The sequence below is a fragment of the Streptomyces sp. ACA25 genome (genome assembly GCF_028200735.1).
Taxonomy (GTDB): domain Bacteria; phylum Actinomycetota; class Actinomycetes; order Streptomycetales; family Streptomycetaceae; genus Streptomyces.
Genome location: NZ_JAQKPV010000008.1, coordinates 25,750 through 42,807, shown reverse-complemented (window position 1 = coordinate 42,807; position 17,058 = coordinate 25,750). Strand labels below are relative to the sequence as shown.

Sequence of the window (17,058 nt, the reverse complement as noted above, 5' to 3'; positions counted from 1 at the left end):
CCGCTGCTCAGCTCACGGGGAAGCCGGTCAGCGCCGCCGGCACCCCGAGCAGGCCGGCGCCCAGCAGTGCGCTGACCACCCCCCGGCGCAGCAGCAGGAGCCAGGCGCCGGCCAGTGCCAGGATGCCGAACTGCCAGGGGTGCTGGAGTGCGAGGGCCAGCGGGATCGCGGAGCCCGCGATGGCACCGATGACGGCCGGGCCCGCGCCGTGGAAGAAGGCCTGCACGCTCGGCACCGTCCGGATCCGCTCGAAGTGCCGGGCGCCGAGGACGACCAGCAGGAAGGACGGCCCGAAGGCGACCGCGGTGGCGAGCAGCCCGCCGGCGATCCCGGCCGCGGCGTAGCCCACCACGGCGACCGTCTGCACCACCGGACCGGGGGTGACCTGTCCCAGGGCCACGGCGTTGAGGAACTGCCCGTCGGTCATCCAGCCGTACCGGTCCACCGCGTCGGAGTGCATCAGCGGGATGATCACGAACCCGCCGCCGTAGGACAGGGCGCCGACCTTGAAGGCCACCCAGGTCAGGCCGGACAGGGCGGCGGCCGCGGCGCCGGCCGGGAGGGCGGCCAGCAGCAGCCACAGCCGGCGGCTGCCCGGCTTCTCCGGGCGGGCGGTCTCGGCCCCGGCGGGCGGCGGGGCGGTCCCCGTGGGCGGGGCGTCCGGCGGCACGGCGTCCGGCAGCGCGCGGCGTACCCCGTGCACCGCGGCCTCCACGGTGCCCGCGGCCAGCAGCACCAGGACCAGCCAGGGGCCGAGCAGCACGCTGGCCGCGCCGCCGGCCAGGAGGTAGCCGGTCCAGCGGACCCGGGCCCCCCGCCCGGCGGCCCGCTGCCAGCTGCCGGGTGCCAGCTGCACGGCGGCGTGCACGGCTACCGCTGCCACCGCGGCGCCCGCTCCGGCGGCTGCACCGCCCACCCAGAGCGGCGGGTCACCGGCGAGGAAAAGGACGGCCAGGGCCAGGATGAGCACCAGGCCGGGGAGGATGAAGCACACGCCGCCGAGGATCGCCCCCGGGGTGCCGCGCAGCCGCCAGGCCGTGAGGATCGCCAGCTGGGTGGAGGCGGGCCCGGGCAGCAGGTTGGTCGCGGCGATGTCGTCCTCGAACTTCCGGCCGTCGATCCACTGGTTGCGCTCCACGCACAGCTCGCGGAACAGCGAGAGGTGCGCGGGCGGGCCGCCGAAGCCCAGCAGGCCGATGCGTCCCCACTGCCGTGCGACGGTGCCGAGGCTGACCGGGGTGTCGTGCTGCACGCGGTCGCTCCTGGGGCGGTGGACGGGGCGCGGCCGACCCTATCCGGCGGCGCCGGCGCCGCCTCCGGCGAGGGTGGCGACCAGCACCGCCTTGATGGTGTGCAGGCGGTTCTCGGACTGGTCGAAGACGATGGAGTGCTCCGACTCGAAGACCTCGTCGCTGACTTCCAGGGACTCCAGGCCGTGCCGGGCGTGGATGTCCCGCCCCACCGTTGTGTTGAGGTCGTGGAAGGCGGGCAGGCAGTGGAGGAACTTCACCCGGTCGTTCCCGGTGGCCCGCAGCACGTCCATGGTCACCGCGTAGGGGGCCAGCAGCCCGATCCGCTCGTCCCAGACCTCCTTGGGCTCCCCCAGGGAGACCCAGACGTCGGTGGCGAGGAAGTCCGCTCCGCGTACCCCCTCCGCGATGTCCTCGGTGAGGCTGAGGCGGGCCCCGGTCTGCGCGGCGAGGTCCTGTGCGGCCCTGGTCACCGGGGAGTGCGGCCACAGCTCCTTGGGGGCGACGATGCGCACGTCCATGCCGAGCAGCGCGCCGGTGGCCAGGTAGGAGTTGCCCATGTTGTTGCGGGCGTCGCCGATATAGGTGAAGGCGACGCGGTTCAGCGGTTTGTCGCAGTGCTCGGTCATGGTGAGCACGTCGGCCAGCATCTGGGTGGGGTGCCAGTCGTCGGTGAGCCCGTTGTACACCGGGACGCCCGCGTGGGCGGCCAGCTCCTCGACCACCTGCTGGTCGCTTCCCCGGTACTGGATGGCGTCGAACATCCGGCCCAGCACCCGGGCGGTGTCCTTGGGGGACTCCTTGTGTCCGATCTGTGAGCCGGCCGGGTCGAGATAGGTGGTGGACGCCCCCTGGTCGGCGGCGGCGACCTCGAAGGCGCACCGGGTGCGGGTGGACGTCTTCTCGAAGATCAGGGCGATGTTGCGGCCCACCAGGCGCCGCTCCTCGGTCCCCGCCCGCTTGGCGGCCTTCAGCCCGGCGGCGAGGTCGGTCAGCTGCCCGATCTCTGCGGGCGTGAAGTCCAGCACCTTGAGGACGTGGCGGCCCGTGAGGTCTGTCGCCATGGAGGACTCCTCCTGCGGTAGCGGTTGCGGTGACTGCGACACCGGTGAAGCTGGAAGTGTATACGAATGAAGGTATTCCTATGCAGGGGTGGGGTCGGTCAGGACGCTCCGGCGGCCGGTGCTCAGCCGATGGCGTCCCGCTCCACGGGGCAGCTCATGCAGCGCGGCCCGCCCCGGCCCCGGCCGAGCTCGCTCCCCGGAATCTCCAGCACCTCGACGCCGCTCCTGCGCAGATGCGTGTTGGTGGTGACGTTCCGCTCATAGGTGAGGACCACCCCCGGCTCCACGGCCAGCACATTGCAGCCGTCGTCCCACTGCTCACGCTCCGCGGAGTGCACGTCCTGGGTGGCGGTCAGCACCCGGATCCGGTCCAGCCCCAGGGCGTCGGCCATGGCCCGGTGCATGTGCTCCGGCGGATGGTCGGTGACCTTCAGCTCCCCCTCGGCCCCGCCGGGCTCAATCGTGTAGGAAGGCAGCATCCCGAGCCCGGCGTACTGGGTGAAGGTCTCCGCGTCGATCATCGTGAGCACCGTGTCCAGGTGCATGAACGCCCGGCGCTTCGGCATGTCGAGCGCCACGATGGTGCGCGCCGAGCCGGCCGCGAACAGCCCCCGGGCCAGCAGCTCCACCGCCTGCGGAGCGGTGCGCTCACTCATCCCGATGAGCACCGCGCCGTTGCCCAGCACCAGCACATCACCGCCCTCGATGGTCGACGGATACACCCCCTGCCCCTCCGACCAGGTGTGGAACGGCCCCGCCGCCGGGCCGGTGAACAGCGGGTGGTGCCGGTAGATCGCCTCGAAGTGCACCGTCTCGCGCTGCCGGGCCGGCCAGCGCATGGCGTTGATGGACACCCCGTCGTAGACCCAGGCGGAAGTGTCCCGGGTGAACAGATGGTTGGGCAGCGGGTGGAGCAGAAAGTCGTCCTGCGCCATCACATGGAAGCGCACGGACGTCGGCTCGGGGTACCGCTCCAGATACTCACGCTTGGTCATCCCGCCGATCAGCGCCTCGGCCAGCTCCGCCGTCGGCAGCCGGTCGAACACCTCCCGCAGCGTGCCGGTGGCCAGCGGACCGTACGCGTTCTCGTCGAAGACCCGGTCCAGCACCAGGGCCCGCGCCGCCGGGATGTCCAGACTCTCGGCGAGCAGCTGGTCGAACATGTGGACCTCCACCCCCCGCTCCCGCAGCACCCCCGCGAAGATGTCGTGCTCCTGCTGGGCACGGCGCACCCACAGCACATCGTCGAACAGCAGATCGTCCATGTTGCTGGGGGTGAGCCGCTTCAGCTCCAGACCCGGGCGGTGCAGGATGACACGGCGCAAGCGCCCGGCCTCGGAGTTCACACGAAAAGACATGCCTCCCATCCTGTCGGACGGCGGCCCGTCCCGCCGGTGATCGGCACTCACCGGCCGGAACGGGGCGGCACGGCCCGGCGCCCGGCGGCTCAGCCGCGACCCGCGTGCACCACCATGAGGGCCACGGCGGCGGCACCGCTGAGCGCGAGACAGCTGACAGCGGCCCGCAGACACCGGTACTTCACCGCGAGGATGTGGCCGAGCGACGAAATCTCCCACAGCTGCCACTCCGCCGGATCGAGACCCGCCCGGTCCACCGCACGGCTCAGCTGCTGGCGCGCGGTGGCGCCCGCCAGCGCGGCGGAGAACAACGCGTCACCCGGGGTCAGCACAGCCCTCCGGACCCGCCCCGACGGGCGGGTCCGGGGGAGCACCGCCGCGATGAGCAGCGCGATACCCGTCACCCAGAGAAGGCCCACCACCAGCAGCGCGGCCAGCGCCGGGCCACCGGCCGCGGACGGCCGCAGGCCGTCCAGCCGGCCGGCACCCAGCAGCAGCACCGCCACCGACCCGGACAGCAGGATGGACGCCTTGATGTCGGCCCGGCCCATCTCCTCCCGCAGCGTCCCCGACAGCTGCTCGATGATCACCCGCCGGCCCTCCGCCACCGCACTCACCCGGACCCCGACGGCGCTCCGTCGTCCTCGCCGTCGGTGGACTCCCAGAACAGCGGACGCACCGGCTCGGGCCGCTCCACCTCGCCTGTGCGCTGCCGCTCCACGTCGCCGGTCGCACTGCCGATGGCCCGTTGGGTGCCCTGCTGCAGGAAATCCACCACCACCTTCGCCTGGTCACCCAGCTCCCAGCGCTCCAGCAGACCACCGTCGATCAGCCGGGTCATCAGCTCCATGCCGTCCTGCCGGGCCGTACGCTGCTCGTCCGCGAGCATGTTCCGGATGGCCGGGATGTCGTTCCGGTTGCGGGCCATCAGCTCCGCCATCACCGCGGTGTCGCCCTGGCCGAGGGCCCCCTGGAAGTGCTCGGCCCACTCCTTGACGATCTCCCGCTCGTTCGCGTTCTCCATCAGCCTCAGCTGCTGGTGCAGCCGCTCCAGCGCCTGGCTGTGCTGCGCCTCGATACGCTGCTTGGCGTGTCCGATCGTCAGCTCGTCCGGGATGATGTCCACATACACCTCGAGCTCGATCCCGTAGCGCGCCCCGAGATCTGCCTCCCTCAGCGCCTGCCGGGCCGCCGCGTCGACATAATCGGACTCGGCGATGCTGAACCGGCGCGACACCTCCTTCAGCTGCTCCTCCCACTGGCTCGCCAGCAGTGCCGCCACGTCCGACACCTGCTGCCCGGCCACCAGCAGCGGGTCCCGCACCCGCCAGGTCACCTTGATCCGGGCCGGGAAGAACGACACGCTGTCCGCCGCGGGAAGCCGCATCGAGAACGACAGCGTGTGCGACCCCAGCTGGATCTCGAGAGCGCTGTACGGCCACCGCAGCAGCCGGCGCAGCCAGATGCCCTCCTGTCCCTCGGGAAGGACCACATGCGGCTTCCGGCCGCGGTAGTACAGCACCGATGCCACCTGGGCGCTCGGGTGCTGGAACGGCCACTTCGGGGCGTACTCCCGCAGGAACGGCCCGGCCAGCTCCTGCGCGGGCGCCGGGCGGGGGGCAGGAACCGGCGCCGGGCGGGAGGCCGGGACCGGGGCCGGTCCCGGCAGCGGGGGCGGCGGCTGATACGCAGGCGGTGCCTGATGCGGTGCCTGATGCGGTGCCTGATGCGGTGCCTGATGCGGTGCCTGATACGGCGGCTGATACGGCGGTACTTGGTGCGGAGGCGGAGCCTGCGGCCCCGGGTAGTGGTTGTTCATCTCGCATTCCTTTCCTGCGGCTCTTCTGTTGTCCGGTGCCGCCCCTGCGGCGGTCAGCCCACCCGCTGCGGTGCCACGGCGGCCTTCAGCCGGGCGACGGTCTCCGCCGAGACCGGCTCGTCCGGGTCGCGCTCCAGCCCCCGGACCACGTGCTCGATCCGTCGGCCGTCCTCCTCTCCGCTGACCAGCAGCGGCAGGAACGCGCAGAGCACGTCCATCCGGCCGCTGTCCCCGTCCGACTGCCGCATCCACGCACCGAGGCCGTCGGCCATGACCTGCCGGACCCGCGCGGTGTCGAGGCCCTGCCACACCAGGTCCGCCAGCGGACGCATCAGCTCCGGCCGCGAGCCCATCAGCGCGCCCGCGAGCGGCCAGTAGCGGTACGGCGCGAGGTGCGGCTGTTCCTCCAGACCCCACAGCGTCCAGGTCGGGTTCGTGAGGAGCCGGTAAATGCTCAGCAGCGCCAGATTGCGTCTGATGAGCCGGTGGTCCCCCGTCCACTGCCCGATGCGCCGCAGTACGGCGGGCGTGCCGGTGCCCGCGGCCAGCCGGGCCACGCTCCCCGACACCTGCGCCAGCTCCGCGGGCCAGCTCTCCGTGGGCCGGCCCGCCGCGGTGGTCAGCCGCCCCAGGGCGTTGAGCGAGCCGGGGACCGAACCCTCCACGGTCCCGAACCCGTGCGCCTGTGCCGCGGTGTCCCGCAGCCACGCGTCCTCGCTCTCTCCCCACTCCTCCACCAGCGACTGCATGACCGGCTGCAGCACCGGCGTGCGCGCGGCCTCGGCCACCGCGGTGGCCGCCGCCTGCCGCTGCATGCCGGACTCCGAGCGGGCCAGGGGAGTGAGCAGGTGGGTCAGGACGTAGGGGTAGTCCATCCGGCACAGGGCCGCCACGGCTGTCGCCGCGGGCACCCAGACCGTCCCGCGCGGGTCGTCGCACTGCCCCCGCAGCCACCGGCACAGCGGGCCACGGGCGTTGTGGTGCTGCTGCCACACTTGGGAAAGCACCGCGCCGCTCAGCGCCGAGCCCTGCAGACGTACCGTCCGCAGCCGCAGCGAGCCGTTGCCCAGGACGAGCTCCCGGTGCCCCAACTCGGCCCGTGAGGCGGTCAGCCGGGCCTGCAGATTGTCCGTGAACAGCGGCCGTCCCGGCACCTTCTCCGGATCCTGCGTCGTCGACAGCTCCCAGGCCAGCGTCTCCGCGGCCTCCGCGGCGACGTTGTACGGCTCCCCGTTGTACACGGCGAGCGCCACCCGGAAAGCCGGCGGCCGCAGCGCGGCCGACGCCGACCGCCGGCCGACGGCCTGCCCCGCGCCGCTGAACCAGGATGCGGCCTGCCGGTGACTGAACTGCCGGCACTCCTGCAGCAGTTCCTCGTCCGAGAGCTCCTCCGCCGTGTGCCGGGACAGCAGATGTGCCAGCGTGACCGCCTCGTGGGGACGCAACTGCTCCAGCCCCAGCGCCTCCCGGACGTCCGCCCGGGCCGACGTCGCCACCGCCCGGGCCTGTTGCTCGGCCCCGTCGTGGCCCAGCAGCTCGGTCAGGTGCCGCTCCAGCAGGCTCTGCGTGGGCGGCGGCAGGTACAGCCTTCCGTACCGGCCCCGCAGCAGCTCCTCGGCGAAGTCCCCGGCGTCCACCACCAGCACCAGGAAGGAGCCGCGTTCCTTCAGCAGCGCGTGCAGCCGGTCCAGGTGCAGCTCCGCGGGCCGCGTCCGGGCCGCCGGCCACCGGCCCCCCTCCTTCTCACCCGGCCCTTCCGGCCGGAGCCCGCCGACAGCCTCACTCTCGGCGAGCTCCAGGAAGTACCCGCGCTCCCGCTCGAGGGACTCTTCGGTGATCGTTTCGATCTCCGTACGCGCGTCCAGCCGGGCCACGGTCACCCGGGCCACCTCATCGAGCAGCGAGGCCGCCGCACAGCCACGGCCCGTCCCCGGGTCCCCGCACAGCGCCAGCACCCGCAGCTCCCGCAAGTGGTCCAGCAGTTCCCGGTACTGCGGAGGCGGCGCGAAGATCCGCCGCAACTGCCGCAGTTCCGCCCGCGGCAGCGTCCCCGAGACCAGCCCCGGACCGGCCGGCCGGCTGTACTGGTGGACATCACCGAAGTGCACCGAGCCCACCCGCTCGCTGTCCACGCGCGCGTAATCCCCCTGAACGGAGGCGTAGTCGCCCTGGACGGACGCGTAGTTGGCCCGGGACTGACGCACCGCGTACGCCGCGTCCTCCGCAGCGCCCGGCCCGGAGCGAGCCGCAGCGAAACGGGACCCCTCCGCACTTCCGGCCGGGCCGGCGCCGTGCGCCCCGCCCCCCTCGCCCTCCGCGCCCGCACCCCCGCCGTCCGGCGCGGCCCCGGCCGGGCCGCCGGCCTGCCCAGGGCCCGGCCCGGCAGGCGCCGCGCCCTGGAGGCCGCCGGGGCGCGCCGGTGGCGGACCGGCAGCAGGCGCTCCGCCCGGCCCCTTCTCGCTCACGTCCGGTCCTCTTCGGTGCCCCTGCGCCTGCCCTCACCCATGCGGATGTGCAGCCCGCCCTGGAGCGTGTCCACCTTGTTGTTGACCACGTCCCCGCCGTGGACCTCGACGTAGTCACCCGCCGCCGACCTCGACTCCGCGGGCCGGGGAACCGTTTCCGCAGCGGGTCCCGGGGGTCCCGAGGTGGCGGAGGGTCCCGAGGTGGCGGAGGTCCCCGTCCCGTCCGGGCCCGGTACCCCGCCGCCCTCCTCGGGCAAGGGCGGCTCCGGCAGGCCCGGCACGCAGAACCAGGCCCTCTCGTCGGTCTCCTTGGCCGTCACCCGGTGCGGGCGGTACCGCGCGGGCTCGACGAAGCGCTCACCGGCGCACTCGGCGATGACCGCCGTGTGAAAGGCATCGGACACCACCACGGCAAGGTCCGCGCCGGAGGCATCCAGCACATGACGGGCCGTCGGACAGTCGCACAACCGGCCCGCCAGGTCCACGGCCCGCCCGTACAGCCCCCTGCCGTCGTCGGACACCGGACCCTGATGCATGGACAGGCGCATCCGCACCGGTTCCGTGAGCCCCTCGTTCCGCTCGATCAGCCCCTGCCGTACTTCTTCCAGCCACACGCCCGCCATCAGCGCGGGCGGCACCGTCGGATGAAGCGCCAGCAGAATGCCGTCCCCGCGGTCCTCCACGTGTGCCTGTCCCGGGCCGACCCGCACCGCGTCCAGCGCCTCGTGAAAGACGGCGTACATGATCTCGCGCATCCGCTGTTTGGCGCGGTGGTTCCGCTGGGCAGAGTCCTTCACGTCGCCGAAGACGACCAGCCGGTAGACGGCTTGCTGCGTACTGCTGCTCATACGGGCTCCCGGGGCCGGTGACGGCTGACAGCCCCAGAGTGACCCTGGCGCGCCCTGGCGTATGTAGCGCTTTACACAACGGCAGCCGAAATCTTCAGCTGCTCCGGCCGACGGGCGGAGCCGCCCGCCCCGCGGCCAGCAGCCGCAGCGGCTCGGCGTCGGTGATCACCAGCCGCCGGTTGCCCGTCTCCACCAGACCCTGCTCCCGCAGCGGCCGCAGAGCCTTGGCCACCGCCTCCCGGGTGGCACCGATCGCCGAGGCCAGATCGTGCTGCGGCAGCGGCAGATCGACCACCGTGCCCTGCGCGGTGGGGCGCCCGGCCCGTTCCACGAGCTCGACCAGCCGCGCGGCCAGCCGTTGCAGCACCGTCTCGGAAGCGAGCGCCCGGCGCTCGCCGTCCGCGCTGCGCAGCCGGGACGTGAGCTGGCGCATGATCAGCGCGGTGGCGGCGGGCCGGGCGGCCAGGAAGCGGCGGAAGCGCTCACCCGGCAGAACGACGGCGTCCACGGTGCTCAGCGCGGTCACCGAAGCACTGCGCGGCCCCTGGTCCACCGCCGCGAGATCCCCGACCACCTCTCCCGGCCCGCGCAGCGCCAGGATGAGACGGGCACCGCGCTCGGTGTCGACGGAGACCACCGACCAGCCGCTGCGGAGCGCCAGCACGAAGGTGGTGCTGTCGCGTTCCCGCAGCATCGTCTCGCCCGGCCGGTAGCGACGGGTGGTGCCCGCAGCGAGGAGGTCCCGCAGATCCTGGGGCGCCAGAGCGTCGAGAAAGGGAAGATCCTGCCCGAAAAGACTCATGCGCACCGACCCTTCACCCGTACCGCCCCCCATGGGCACCCGGCGGAGGCAGAACCCTAGACACTGCCCGGAGACCGGTCAACTCAACCTGTTCCGAGCCGGGTTGCGAAGAATGCGCGGTCGCCCCCGCTCACCGCCCGGCCGGCGGCTCCCCGCCCCTCGACCACCAGTGGCCGGGGTCGCGCAGATGCCCCACGAAGCGGGCCGCGATCAGCGCGAACACCGCGGCGACACACATCGCCACAGCGGCCGGCACGGACCAGTGCCGCACCACGGCCCACGCGCCGACGAACAGCGCGAGACACACTCCCATCAGGGTGAAGTAGCCCACCCGCCGACGCCGCTGGTCCATGCCCCCCAGCGTAGGACCCGGACCTGACCCCGGCCGGGACCTGGACCGCGCCCGGCGGGGGTGCCGTCCGGTCCGTCCGGATGGCCGTCCGGCGTACGGCCCAACGGAAACACCGCCCGGCCCGTGTGGCCACGGCCGGAAAGTGGTACCCGAACGGGCCCGCCTCCCGCGTGCGTCGCTTCCCGAGGAACGGCGTCACAACTGAAAGGCTCCCCGGATGGAACAACCCGGCCTGCCCCTGCCGCCGAAGGGCCTGCTGCGCGCCGCGGGCTGGAGCGCCGCACTGCTGCTGATCCTGGCCCTGCTGGGAGTGCTCACCTTCCTGGCGACCCTGCTGCAGGTCGTGGTGGTGCCCGTACTGATCGCCACGCTGGGAATGGCGCTGCTGTACCCGCTCTGCCGGCTGTTGCAACGCCTGCACCTGCCGGCCTGGCTGGCCGCCGCCCTCACCACGGCGGTGCTCGCCTTCAGCATCCTCGTCGCCGGATACGTCATCGTCACCGCACTCACCGAGCACGGACCCGACATCGCCGAAGGAGCGCAGGACGCGGCCGGCCAGCTCGCCGAACAGTTCGGCCTGCCGGGCGACCTGCTCGGACAGGCGGTGGACGCGCTGCGCCAGGCAGGCGAGGCGATGAGCGGTCAGATCGCTCAAGGGCTGGTCACCGGAGTCACCCTGACGGTGCAGATCGTCATCGGCGGCCTGCTCGCCCTGGTGCTGACCTTCTTCCTGCTGCGCGACGGCCATCGGCTGCCGGGGCTGCTCCGCGGCGCGGCGCCGGCGCCGTACGGGGAGCAGCTGGAGAACCTGGGGCGGATCGGGTTCCGGGCCATGTCCGGTTTCATGCGCGGCATCACGCTGGTCTCGCTGATCGACGCGGTGCTCATCCTGATCGGCCTGTTCGTGCTGGGCGTGCCCGGTGCGATCGGGCTGGCCGTGCTGATCTTCATCGGCGGCTACGTGCCGTTCGTCGGCGCCCTGCTGTCCGGCGCCGTCGCGGTACTGGTCGCCTTCGCGGACCGCGGACCGATGATCGCCCTGTGGGTGCTGGTGCTGATCGTCGCGGTTCAGCAGCTGGAGGGCAACCTGCTGGAACCGATCGTGCAGAGCCGCACGGTGAAGCTCCACCCGGCTCTGGTGCTGATCGCCATCACGGCCGGCGGCGGGCTGGCCGGAATCGTCGGCGTCCTGGTCGCCGTGCCGCTCACCGCCGCCGTCGTCGCCATCCTCCGCGAAGTGCGAGGGCAGGGCGGCGGGCAGGGGGAGGACTCAGGGGAGGAGGACGACGACGACCGGGCACCGGACGGGGAGCAGGCCGCGCAGAAGGAAGGGTGACGCCGCACGCACCACTGCCACCGGATCTCCGGGCCGGACCGCGTCCATGGAGCTCCGGGGGCGAGCCGGGCACGTTTCCACCTCGCGCGTGGCGCGTTTCCACGTCGAAACGGCCCTCTCGCACGTGGAAATGCGCCCACCCCCCTGGGCCACCGCGCGCCACCCTTGATATGTACCGGCGTGGCATCCTGGAGTCATACCGCTGACCGGACCGCCCCCATGGGCCTGGAAGGTGATTGCGTGGCCGACGAGGTACTACTGCGTGACGCGGAGGAAACCGACATCCCCGTCTTCTTCCGGCATCAACTCGACACCGCTGCACGCTGTACGGCCGCCTTCACCGCCAAGAATCCGACAGACGAGGAAGCCTTCGGGAAGAAGTGGCGCAAGATCCTTGCGAACGAGGCGTGGACCAAGCGGACGATCCTCGTCGACGGTGCGGTCGCGGGCCACGTCGTGGTGTACGAGCAGGAGGGCGACCTGGAGGTCACCTACTGGATCGGCAAGGAGCACTGGGGTCGCGGCATCGCGAGCGAGGCCCTGGCCGCGATCCTCGGCGAGGTCACGGACCGCCCGCTGTTCGGCCGGACGGCCTTCGACAACGTTGCGTCCCAGAAGGTTCTCCAGCGGCATGGGTTCGTCCTCCTCGACGAGGAAGTGTCGTACGCGAACGGCCGCGGTGAGGACGTACGGGAGCTGGTCTTCCGGCTTGACGCGTGAACCACGACATTCTCGACAGGTGCCGTGCGGGACGGCGCGCACCCGGAGGCGGGACGGGGCACCGGATGCCTGCTGTGCATTCTCGATGCGGTGACGGGCCGCCGCCCCCATCAGGCCACCGTGCATGCGAAGGAACACGACGTTGAGCTATGTCATACGTGAGTACACGCCCGCCGACGAATCCTCCTGGCTGCGCTGCCGGGTGCTCTCCTTCCTGGATACTGCCTACTTCGACGACGTGAAGAGGGCCAAACCGGCCATCGACGCTCCGGGCGTCGAGCTCGTCGCGGTCGGGCAGGACGGGTTGGTCTGCGGGATCATGGACGTCAGCGTCGACAGCGAGGTGGCGACCATCGACACCGTCGCGGTCCACCCCGATCACCAGCGCCACGGGATCGGCCGTGCCCTGCTGGTCGAAGCCGGCGCCCGCCTTCGTGCCCTCGGGGCCTCGACGCTGGACGCCTGGACCAGGGACGAACCGGAGACGCTGCGGTGGTACCGGGCCATGGGCTTCGCCGAGAGCGAGCACTACCTCCATGTCTTCGCGGACTGCTCCACCGATGAAGCCGAGCCGGACCGGGCCATAGGCGAGCGCAGGGCCCGTCTGCGGCCCGTCGCCGTCTTTGCGCACGGCAGCCTGCGTGATGAGCAGGTGCTGCGGAAACAGTTCGCCCGGGTGCACGTCTGCCGCCGCTTTTCGAGGGAAGCGTGAACGGGGTGACACGTCCCTGAGCACAGGTTGGATGGCTGAGAGAGGGATCTCTGCGTTGGCCCCTGCCGTCGGCGGCGCTGTCGGTGCGGTCGATGCTAGGCCTGCGGTAGCTCTTCGGACACCGTTCGGCAGTAACGTTGTGATGCCCTTCGGTTGGAGCTTCATCGACCGGTGACGGATACGTGCCCTTGGCGATTCTAGAGTGAGGCATGCGTGTGTGGCAGGTTGTTCTTTATGTGTCACCAGTTACGGTGGCCATGTCGCTGATGGCGATATTCCTCTGCACGCTATTGATCATGTTTTTCCGTGTCCGAGAACCGGCGGTGGTTCCGTGGGTGTCCCGGTTCTTTCTTGCCGTCTGGGTAATGGTGATCGGCGTTGCGACTCTGTCTGTCAGCCAGTCGCTGGGCGCCGGGGGGACTGGAGTCTGGTTGATTCCGTTCCACACCTTGTTCTTGGAGGACCATCTTCTGGGGAGCGGCGAGAGGGATATGTACATCAGGCAACTGACGGCAAACGCCCTCATGTTTGTGCCCCTGCCAATCCTTGTTCGGGCTTCATTCGTGCGCGTGTCCGCGGCGCAGAGCCTGCTCGCATGTATGGGTCTCAGTGTATTGATTGAGGTTACTCAATGGCTGCAATCCGCAGGAAGGGTGGCGGATATTGATGACCTCCTCCTGAACTTCTTCGGCGCCGCACTCGGGGCAGGGATTTACCTGATGTCTGCATGTGCGGTGTCCAGAATGCGCAGGTGGCCCTTATTGGCCCGGGATTCCGCGCATTCCTGCTACTGAATGCGAACTCCTGGTGTCGTCCGCGGCAGCTTCGGCGGGGTTGTCAGGGGCAGCTGCGAGGGTTCACCTGCTGTGGACGCTACCCGCTCCCGAAGCTGCGCTGCGTGGTGGTGTCCCGGGAAGTGGCTGGAGCGAGGGCCGGCCGGCTCAATGCTGGGTGGACAGCTCCGAGATTGCCTGGTTGTGCATGCGCTCGATGCAGTCCGCGCAGGCGAACAGCTTGGTGTCGATGATTCCTTGTGACCCGTTGAAGCGGGCCGGGCCGATCCACTGCACGTCCAGGCCGGTGCGCCGGCAGCCGAGCCAGCACGCGCCTTTCGTCCATCCGAGCGGAACAAACGGGCGCCGGCGTCGGGATGCGCGTGGCACGTCTCCGGTATCCCTGCGGATGAGCGCCGGGGGCCGGACGTAGGCTGTGGGCCATGACGGTCGGACGGAGCGGTTCCGGCGCGCACGGACTCATGGGCCTCTGCGCGCTGCTACTGATGCTCGCCTGCACCGTCATGGGCACCGCGGGAACCGCGTCCGCCGTGGACGCCGGAGCCGGCGAGGGGGCCACGGGCCCGAACGCCACGCACACCGAGGCGCCGCTGTCCGCCGCCTCGGCCGCTGCCCCGGTCGCGACGTCGGTCCCGGTGGCGCAGCAGCCGGATGTCCGGGACGTGGACGGGGACCGCCCATCCCGCTGCTCGGAGTCGGAGCGCGCTCCCGACCCGATGCTCACCCCGCGCCACCATGTCGAGCCGGCGCCGCCCGCCGCCGTCATCCCGGCACCCGCCCCACCGGCGGAGGTCCTGGTGGACCGCTCCCACCTCCCGGCACATGGCATCCCCGCGAGGCCGCCCGACCTCGCCACGCTCTCGGTCCTGCGGATATAGGAAACGCTGCGCACCTCGCAGCCCGTTTCCGCTCGTCCGAAGGATCCCCCTTGTCTTCTCTGCTTCGCGTACTCCGCGGCTGGCCGCGCCGACGTCACCTGGTGGCACTGTCCGGCGCGGTGCTCACCGCCCTGCTCATCGGCGTGCCCACCGCGGTGGTGCCCTCGCCGCTCTTCGACCGGATGACGCCCGTCGAGTGGTGGAACATCCCCGTTCTGGCCGCCACCTCGCTGCTCGCCGGGGTGCTGCTGGCCAGCTACGTCCGCATTCCCTCCGGTTCCGACCGCCACGCGAAGGCCGGCTCCACCGAGGCCGATGAGGCGGTCCCCGGCGAGGCCGGCGGCGCCGACGACGCCCGCAGGAGTGTCCGGCTCGGCGGGGCAGGCGGCCTGCTGGCCTTCTTCGCCGTGGGCTGCCCGGTCTGCAACAAGCTGATCGTCCTCGCGCTCGGCACCTCCGGCGCACTCACCCTCTGGGCTCCGGTGCAGCCGGTCGTCGCGCTCGCGTCCCTCGCCTTGATCGGCTGGGCGACAGTCCGCCGCCTGCGGGCCGAAGCCGCCTGCCCCGTCTGACCGGGCACCCTTCCGAGCCTTCTCCGCCCCGACGTCTACCGCGCCGCGTGCGCGGTGTGGAGCACGCCATGCACAGCACCCATTCCTCTGATTCCTCCTGTTCCTCCCGGCCTTCCCGCACCGGTTCCCCCGGGCCTTCCGGCCCCGCCGGTGCCGCTCCGTCCCGCGCCGAAAAGCGCCTTCCCCTCACCGTGATCATCGGGGCGCTCGCCGTCGTGCTGCTCCTGGCGGCCTTCTCCGTCTTCGGCGGCGAGAGCGGCGAGAGCGGCGAGAGCGGCGACCGGTCAACCGCCGGGGAACCGTCCGCGGCCGGTGAGCCGGCCGACGGCGACGACACCGCCGAGGTGAGGGAGACCGACGACGCCCCCGACGAGCGGCTGCTCGCCCTCGCCCGGCGGGACGCCGACGACCCCTACGCACTCGGCGAGGCTGACGCCCCGGTCGTCCTGATCGAGTACTCCGACTTCCAGTGCCCGTTCTGCGGCACCTTCGCCCGGGACACCAAGCCGGAGCTCGTCCGGCGGTACGTGGACGAGGGCGTGCTGCGCATCGAAATGCGGCAGTTCCCGATCTTCGGCGAGGAGTCGGAGAGCGCCGCCCTGGCGAGCTGGGCGGCCGGGCAGCAGGAGCTGTTCTGGGAGTTCCACGACGTGGCCTTCGGCGAGGACCGGCCGCGCAACAGCGGTGCCTACGCGCCGGACAAACTGGAGGACATGGCCCGGGAGGCCGGGGTCACCGACATCCGCCGGTTCCGCGCGGACATGAACAGCGACGAGGCGCTGGCCGCCGTCGAAACCGACGTCGAGGAGGGGTACCGGCTCGGTGTCTCCAGCACCCCGGCCTTCCTCATCAACGGCACTCCGGTACTCGGCGCCCAGCCCACCGACGTGTTCGCCGACATTGTCGAGGACGCCCGCCCGGCAGCCGGCCGGTGACCCCCGACATCGGGTACGCGGCCGCTTTCCTCGGCGGTCTGCTGACCCTGTTCAGCCCGTGCAGCGCCCTGCTGCTGCCGGCGTTCTTCGCGTACTCCTTCGGGTCCCCGAGCAGGCTGCTGGCCCGGACCGTCGCCTTCTGGGCGGGGCTGTGTCTCACCCTGGTCCCGCTGGGCGTGGCCGGTTCCCTGGCCAGCCGGTTCTTCCACGGGAACCGGGACGTGCTGATCACCGTCGGCGGATGGACGGTCATCGCGCTGGGCGTCGCCCAGATCCTCGGGCTCGGATTCGGTTCGCGGCGGATGCAGCGCGCTGCGGCCGGCCTCCGTCCGTCGTCCGTCCCGTCCGTGGTGGCGCTCGGCGCGGTCTACGGGCTGGCCGGCTTCTGCGCCGGGCCGATCCTCGGCTCCGTGCTCACCATCTCGGCGATGGGCGGTTCCCCCGTGCGCGGGGGAGCGTTGCTGGCCGTCTACGCGCTGGGCATGGCGGGGCCGTTGTTCCTGCTCGCCCTGGTGTGGGACCGCTACGACCTGGGGCGGCGCCGCTGGCTGCGGGGCCGGGCGTTCACCGTGGGCCGCCTGCGACTGCACACCGTCTCGCTGCTGTCCGGGGTGTTCTTCATCCTGATCGGCGTCGTGTTCCTGCGCTTCAGCGGTACCGCCGCCCTCCCCGGACTGCTCGGCGCGGACCGGGAGGTGCGACTGGAGCAGTGGGCCCACTCGGTGGGTTCCGCCGTCTCCGACACCGGTCTGCTGCTGGCGCTGGCCGCTGTCCTGGCCGTGGCGCTGGCCCTGCGGCTGCGCGCCGACCGGGCGCGCCGGGTCCGCCGGAACGAGGAGGCGTCGCAGCCGGAGGCGGCGCGCCCGGAACACGGCAGGGAGGACGCCGGTTCCCGGACCTGAGGCGAGCGCACGGCCGCTCCGGAAGGCGCGTGTTCCTTCACCGTGGACAGAGGTGTCCTTCACCGCACCCAGAAAAAGGCAGAGGAAAAGACAAAGGCAAGGAGGTCTGCCGACTCCTTGCCACTCTCAACATATAGCGCACCGGGGGCCTTGCGGCAAGACCCCGGCCGTGGTGCAGAATCATCCGCCGAGGCCAGAAACTGCGGGAATTCGGCATTCGCGAAGTACGTGTGCTCGTGTCGGCATGCGGA

18 protein-coding genes are annotated in these 17,058 nt (G+C 71.7%); 8 read left to right on the top strand and 10 right to left on the bottom strand.

Features of this window, described 5'->3' with window-relative positions; genetic code table 11:
* Window positions 1-7 precede the first annotated feature (7 nt).
* The 9 genes from chrA to PJ985_RS14010 all read right to left on the bottom strand — a co-directional run bounded on the left by chrA (window position 8) and on the right by PJ985_RS14010 (window position 9,958).
* On the bottom strand, window positions 8-1,252 hold the full coding sequence (gene chrA / locus PJ985_RS14050) for a chromate efflux transporter (RefSeq protein ID WP_271684078.1): 1,245 nt from the start codon (window positions 1,250-1,252) through the stop codon (window positions 8-10).
* Between the two features lie 39 nt (window positions 1,253-1,291).
* Window positions 1,292-2,314: an ornithine carbamoyltransferase gene (gene argF, locus PJ985_RS14045; protein ID WP_271684077.1), complete on the bottom strand. Its 1,023-nt coding sequence runs from the start codon at window positions 2,312-2,314 to the stop codon at window positions 1,292-1,294.
* 122 nt (window positions 2,315-2,436) lie between these two features.
* On the bottom strand, window positions 2,437-3,672 hold the full coding sequence (locus PJ985_RS14040) for an arginine deiminase (RefSeq protein ID WP_271684076.1): 1,236 nt from the start codon (window positions 3,670-3,672) through the stop codon (window positions 2,437-2,439).
* 89 nt (window positions 3,673-3,761) lie between these two features.
* The gene (locus PJ985_RS14035) at window positions 3,762-4,280 is read right to left on the bottom strand and encodes a Pycsar system effector family protein (RefSeq protein ID WP_271684075.1); all 519 of its coding nucleotides are present in this window, start codon (window positions 4,278-4,280) and stop codon (window positions 3,762-3,764) included.
* Window positions 4,281-4,285: 5 nt separating this feature from the next.
* Window positions 4,286-5,194: a hypothetical protein gene (locus PJ985_RS14030; protein ID WP_271684074.1), complete on the bottom strand. Its 909-nt coding sequence runs from the start codon at window positions 5,192-5,194 to the stop codon at window positions 4,286-4,288.
* A 350-nt stretch (window positions 5,195-5,544) separates the two neighbouring features.
* A complete protein-coding gene (locus PJ985_RS14025; RefSeq protein WP_271684073.1) occupies window positions 5,545-7,956 on the bottom strand; it encodes a hypothetical protein in 2,412 nt (803 codons plus the stop codon).
* Window positions 7,953-8,804 carry a hypothetical protein gene (locus PJ985_RS14020; RefSeq protein WP_271684072.1) on the bottom strand — a complete coding sequence of 284 codons (852 nt, stop codon included), beginning with the start codon at window positions 8,802-8,804 and terminating at the stop codon, window positions 7,953-7,955. Before PJ985_RS14020 ends, PJ985_RS14025 begins: the two co-directional genes overlap by 4 nt.
* Window positions 8,805-8,898: 94 nt before the next feature.
* Window positions 8,899-9,606, bottom strand: coding sequence for a Crp/Fnr family transcriptional regulator (locus PJ985_RS14015; RefSeq protein ID WP_271684071.1), 708 nt, complete (start codon window positions 9,604-9,606; stop codon window positions 8,899-8,901).
* Window positions 9,607-9,736: 130 nt separating this feature from the next.
* The gene (locus PJ985_RS14010; protein WP_271684070.1) at window positions 9,737-9,958 is read right to left on the bottom strand and encodes a hypothetical protein; all 222 of its coding nucleotides are present in this window, start codon (window positions 9,956-9,958) and stop codon (window positions 9,737-9,739) included.
* 217 nt (window positions 9,959-10,175) lie between these two features.
* Between PJ985_RS14010 and PJ985_RS14005 the strand changes: the two genes are divergently transcribed.
* From PJ985_RS14005 to PJ985_RS13990, 4 genes are all read left to right on the top strand, one after another.
* Window positions 10,176-11,294, top strand: a complete 1,119-nt coding sequence (locus PJ985_RS14005; RefSeq protein WP_271684069.1) for an AI-2E family transporter — start codon at window positions 10,176-10,178, stop codon at window positions 11,292-11,294.
* Between the two features lie 240 nt (window positions 11,295-11,534).
* Complete coding sequence (locus PJ985_RS14000) at window positions 11,535-12,014, top strand: GNAT family N-acetyltransferase (protein WP_271684068.1); 480 nt, start codon at window positions 11,535-11,537, stop codon at window positions 12,012-12,014.
* Between the two features lie 142 nt (window positions 12,015-12,156).
* Window positions 12,157-12,726: a GNAT family N-acetyltransferase gene (locus PJ985_RS13995; protein WP_271684067.1), complete on the top strand. Its 570-nt coding sequence runs from the start codon at window positions 12,157-12,159 to the stop codon at window positions 12,724-12,726.
* 209 nt (window positions 12,727-12,935) lie between these two features.
* Window positions 12,936-13,520 carry a VanZ family protein gene (locus PJ985_RS13990; RefSeq protein ID WP_271684066.1) on the top strand — a complete coding sequence of 195 codons (585 nt, stop codon included), beginning with the start codon at window positions 12,936-12,938 and terminating at the stop codon, window positions 13,518-13,520.
* Window positions 13,521-13,667: 147 nt separating this feature from the next.
* On the opposite strand, the gene PJ985_RS13985 is transcribed toward PJ985_RS13990, so the two are convergent.
* Window positions 13,668-13,889: a hypothetical protein gene (locus PJ985_RS13985; protein ID WP_271684065.1), complete on the bottom strand. Its 222-nt coding sequence runs from the start codon at window positions 13,887-13,889 to the stop codon at window positions 13,668-13,670.
* 53 nt (window positions 13,890-13,942) lie between these two features.
* Between PJ985_RS13985 and PJ985_RS13980 the strand changes: the two genes are divergently transcribed.
* The 4 genes from PJ985_RS13980 (at window position 13,943) to PJ985_RS13965 (ending at window position 16,807) form a co-directional block, all read left to right on the top strand.
* On the top strand, window positions 13,943-14,398 hold the full coding sequence (locus PJ985_RS13980; RefSeq protein WP_271684064.1) for a hypothetical protein: 456 nt from the start codon (window positions 13,943-13,945) through the stop codon (window positions 14,396-14,398).
* 50 nt (window positions 14,399-14,448) lie between these two features.
* On the top strand, window positions 14,449-14,970 hold the full coding sequence (locus PJ985_RS13975; RefSeq protein WP_271684063.1) for a hypothetical protein: 522 nt from the start codon (window positions 14,449-14,451) through the stop codon (window positions 14,968-14,970).
* Between the two features lie 68 nt (window positions 14,971-15,038).
* Window positions 15,039-15,905 carry a DsbA family protein gene (locus tag PJ985_RS13970; protein ID WP_271684062.1) on the top strand — a complete coding sequence of 289 codons (867 nt, stop codon included), beginning with the start codon at window positions 15,039-15,041 and terminating at the stop codon, window positions 15,903-15,905.
* Window positions 15,902-16,807 carry a cytochrome c biogenesis CcdA family protein gene (locus PJ985_RS13965; protein WP_271684061.1) on the top strand — a complete coding sequence of 302 codons (906 nt, stop codon included), beginning with the start codon at window positions 15,902-15,904 and terminating at the stop codon, window positions 16,805-16,807. Before PJ985_RS13970 ends, PJ985_RS13965 begins: the two co-directional genes overlap by 4 nt.
* Window positions 16,808-17,058: the final 251 nt, after the last annotated feature.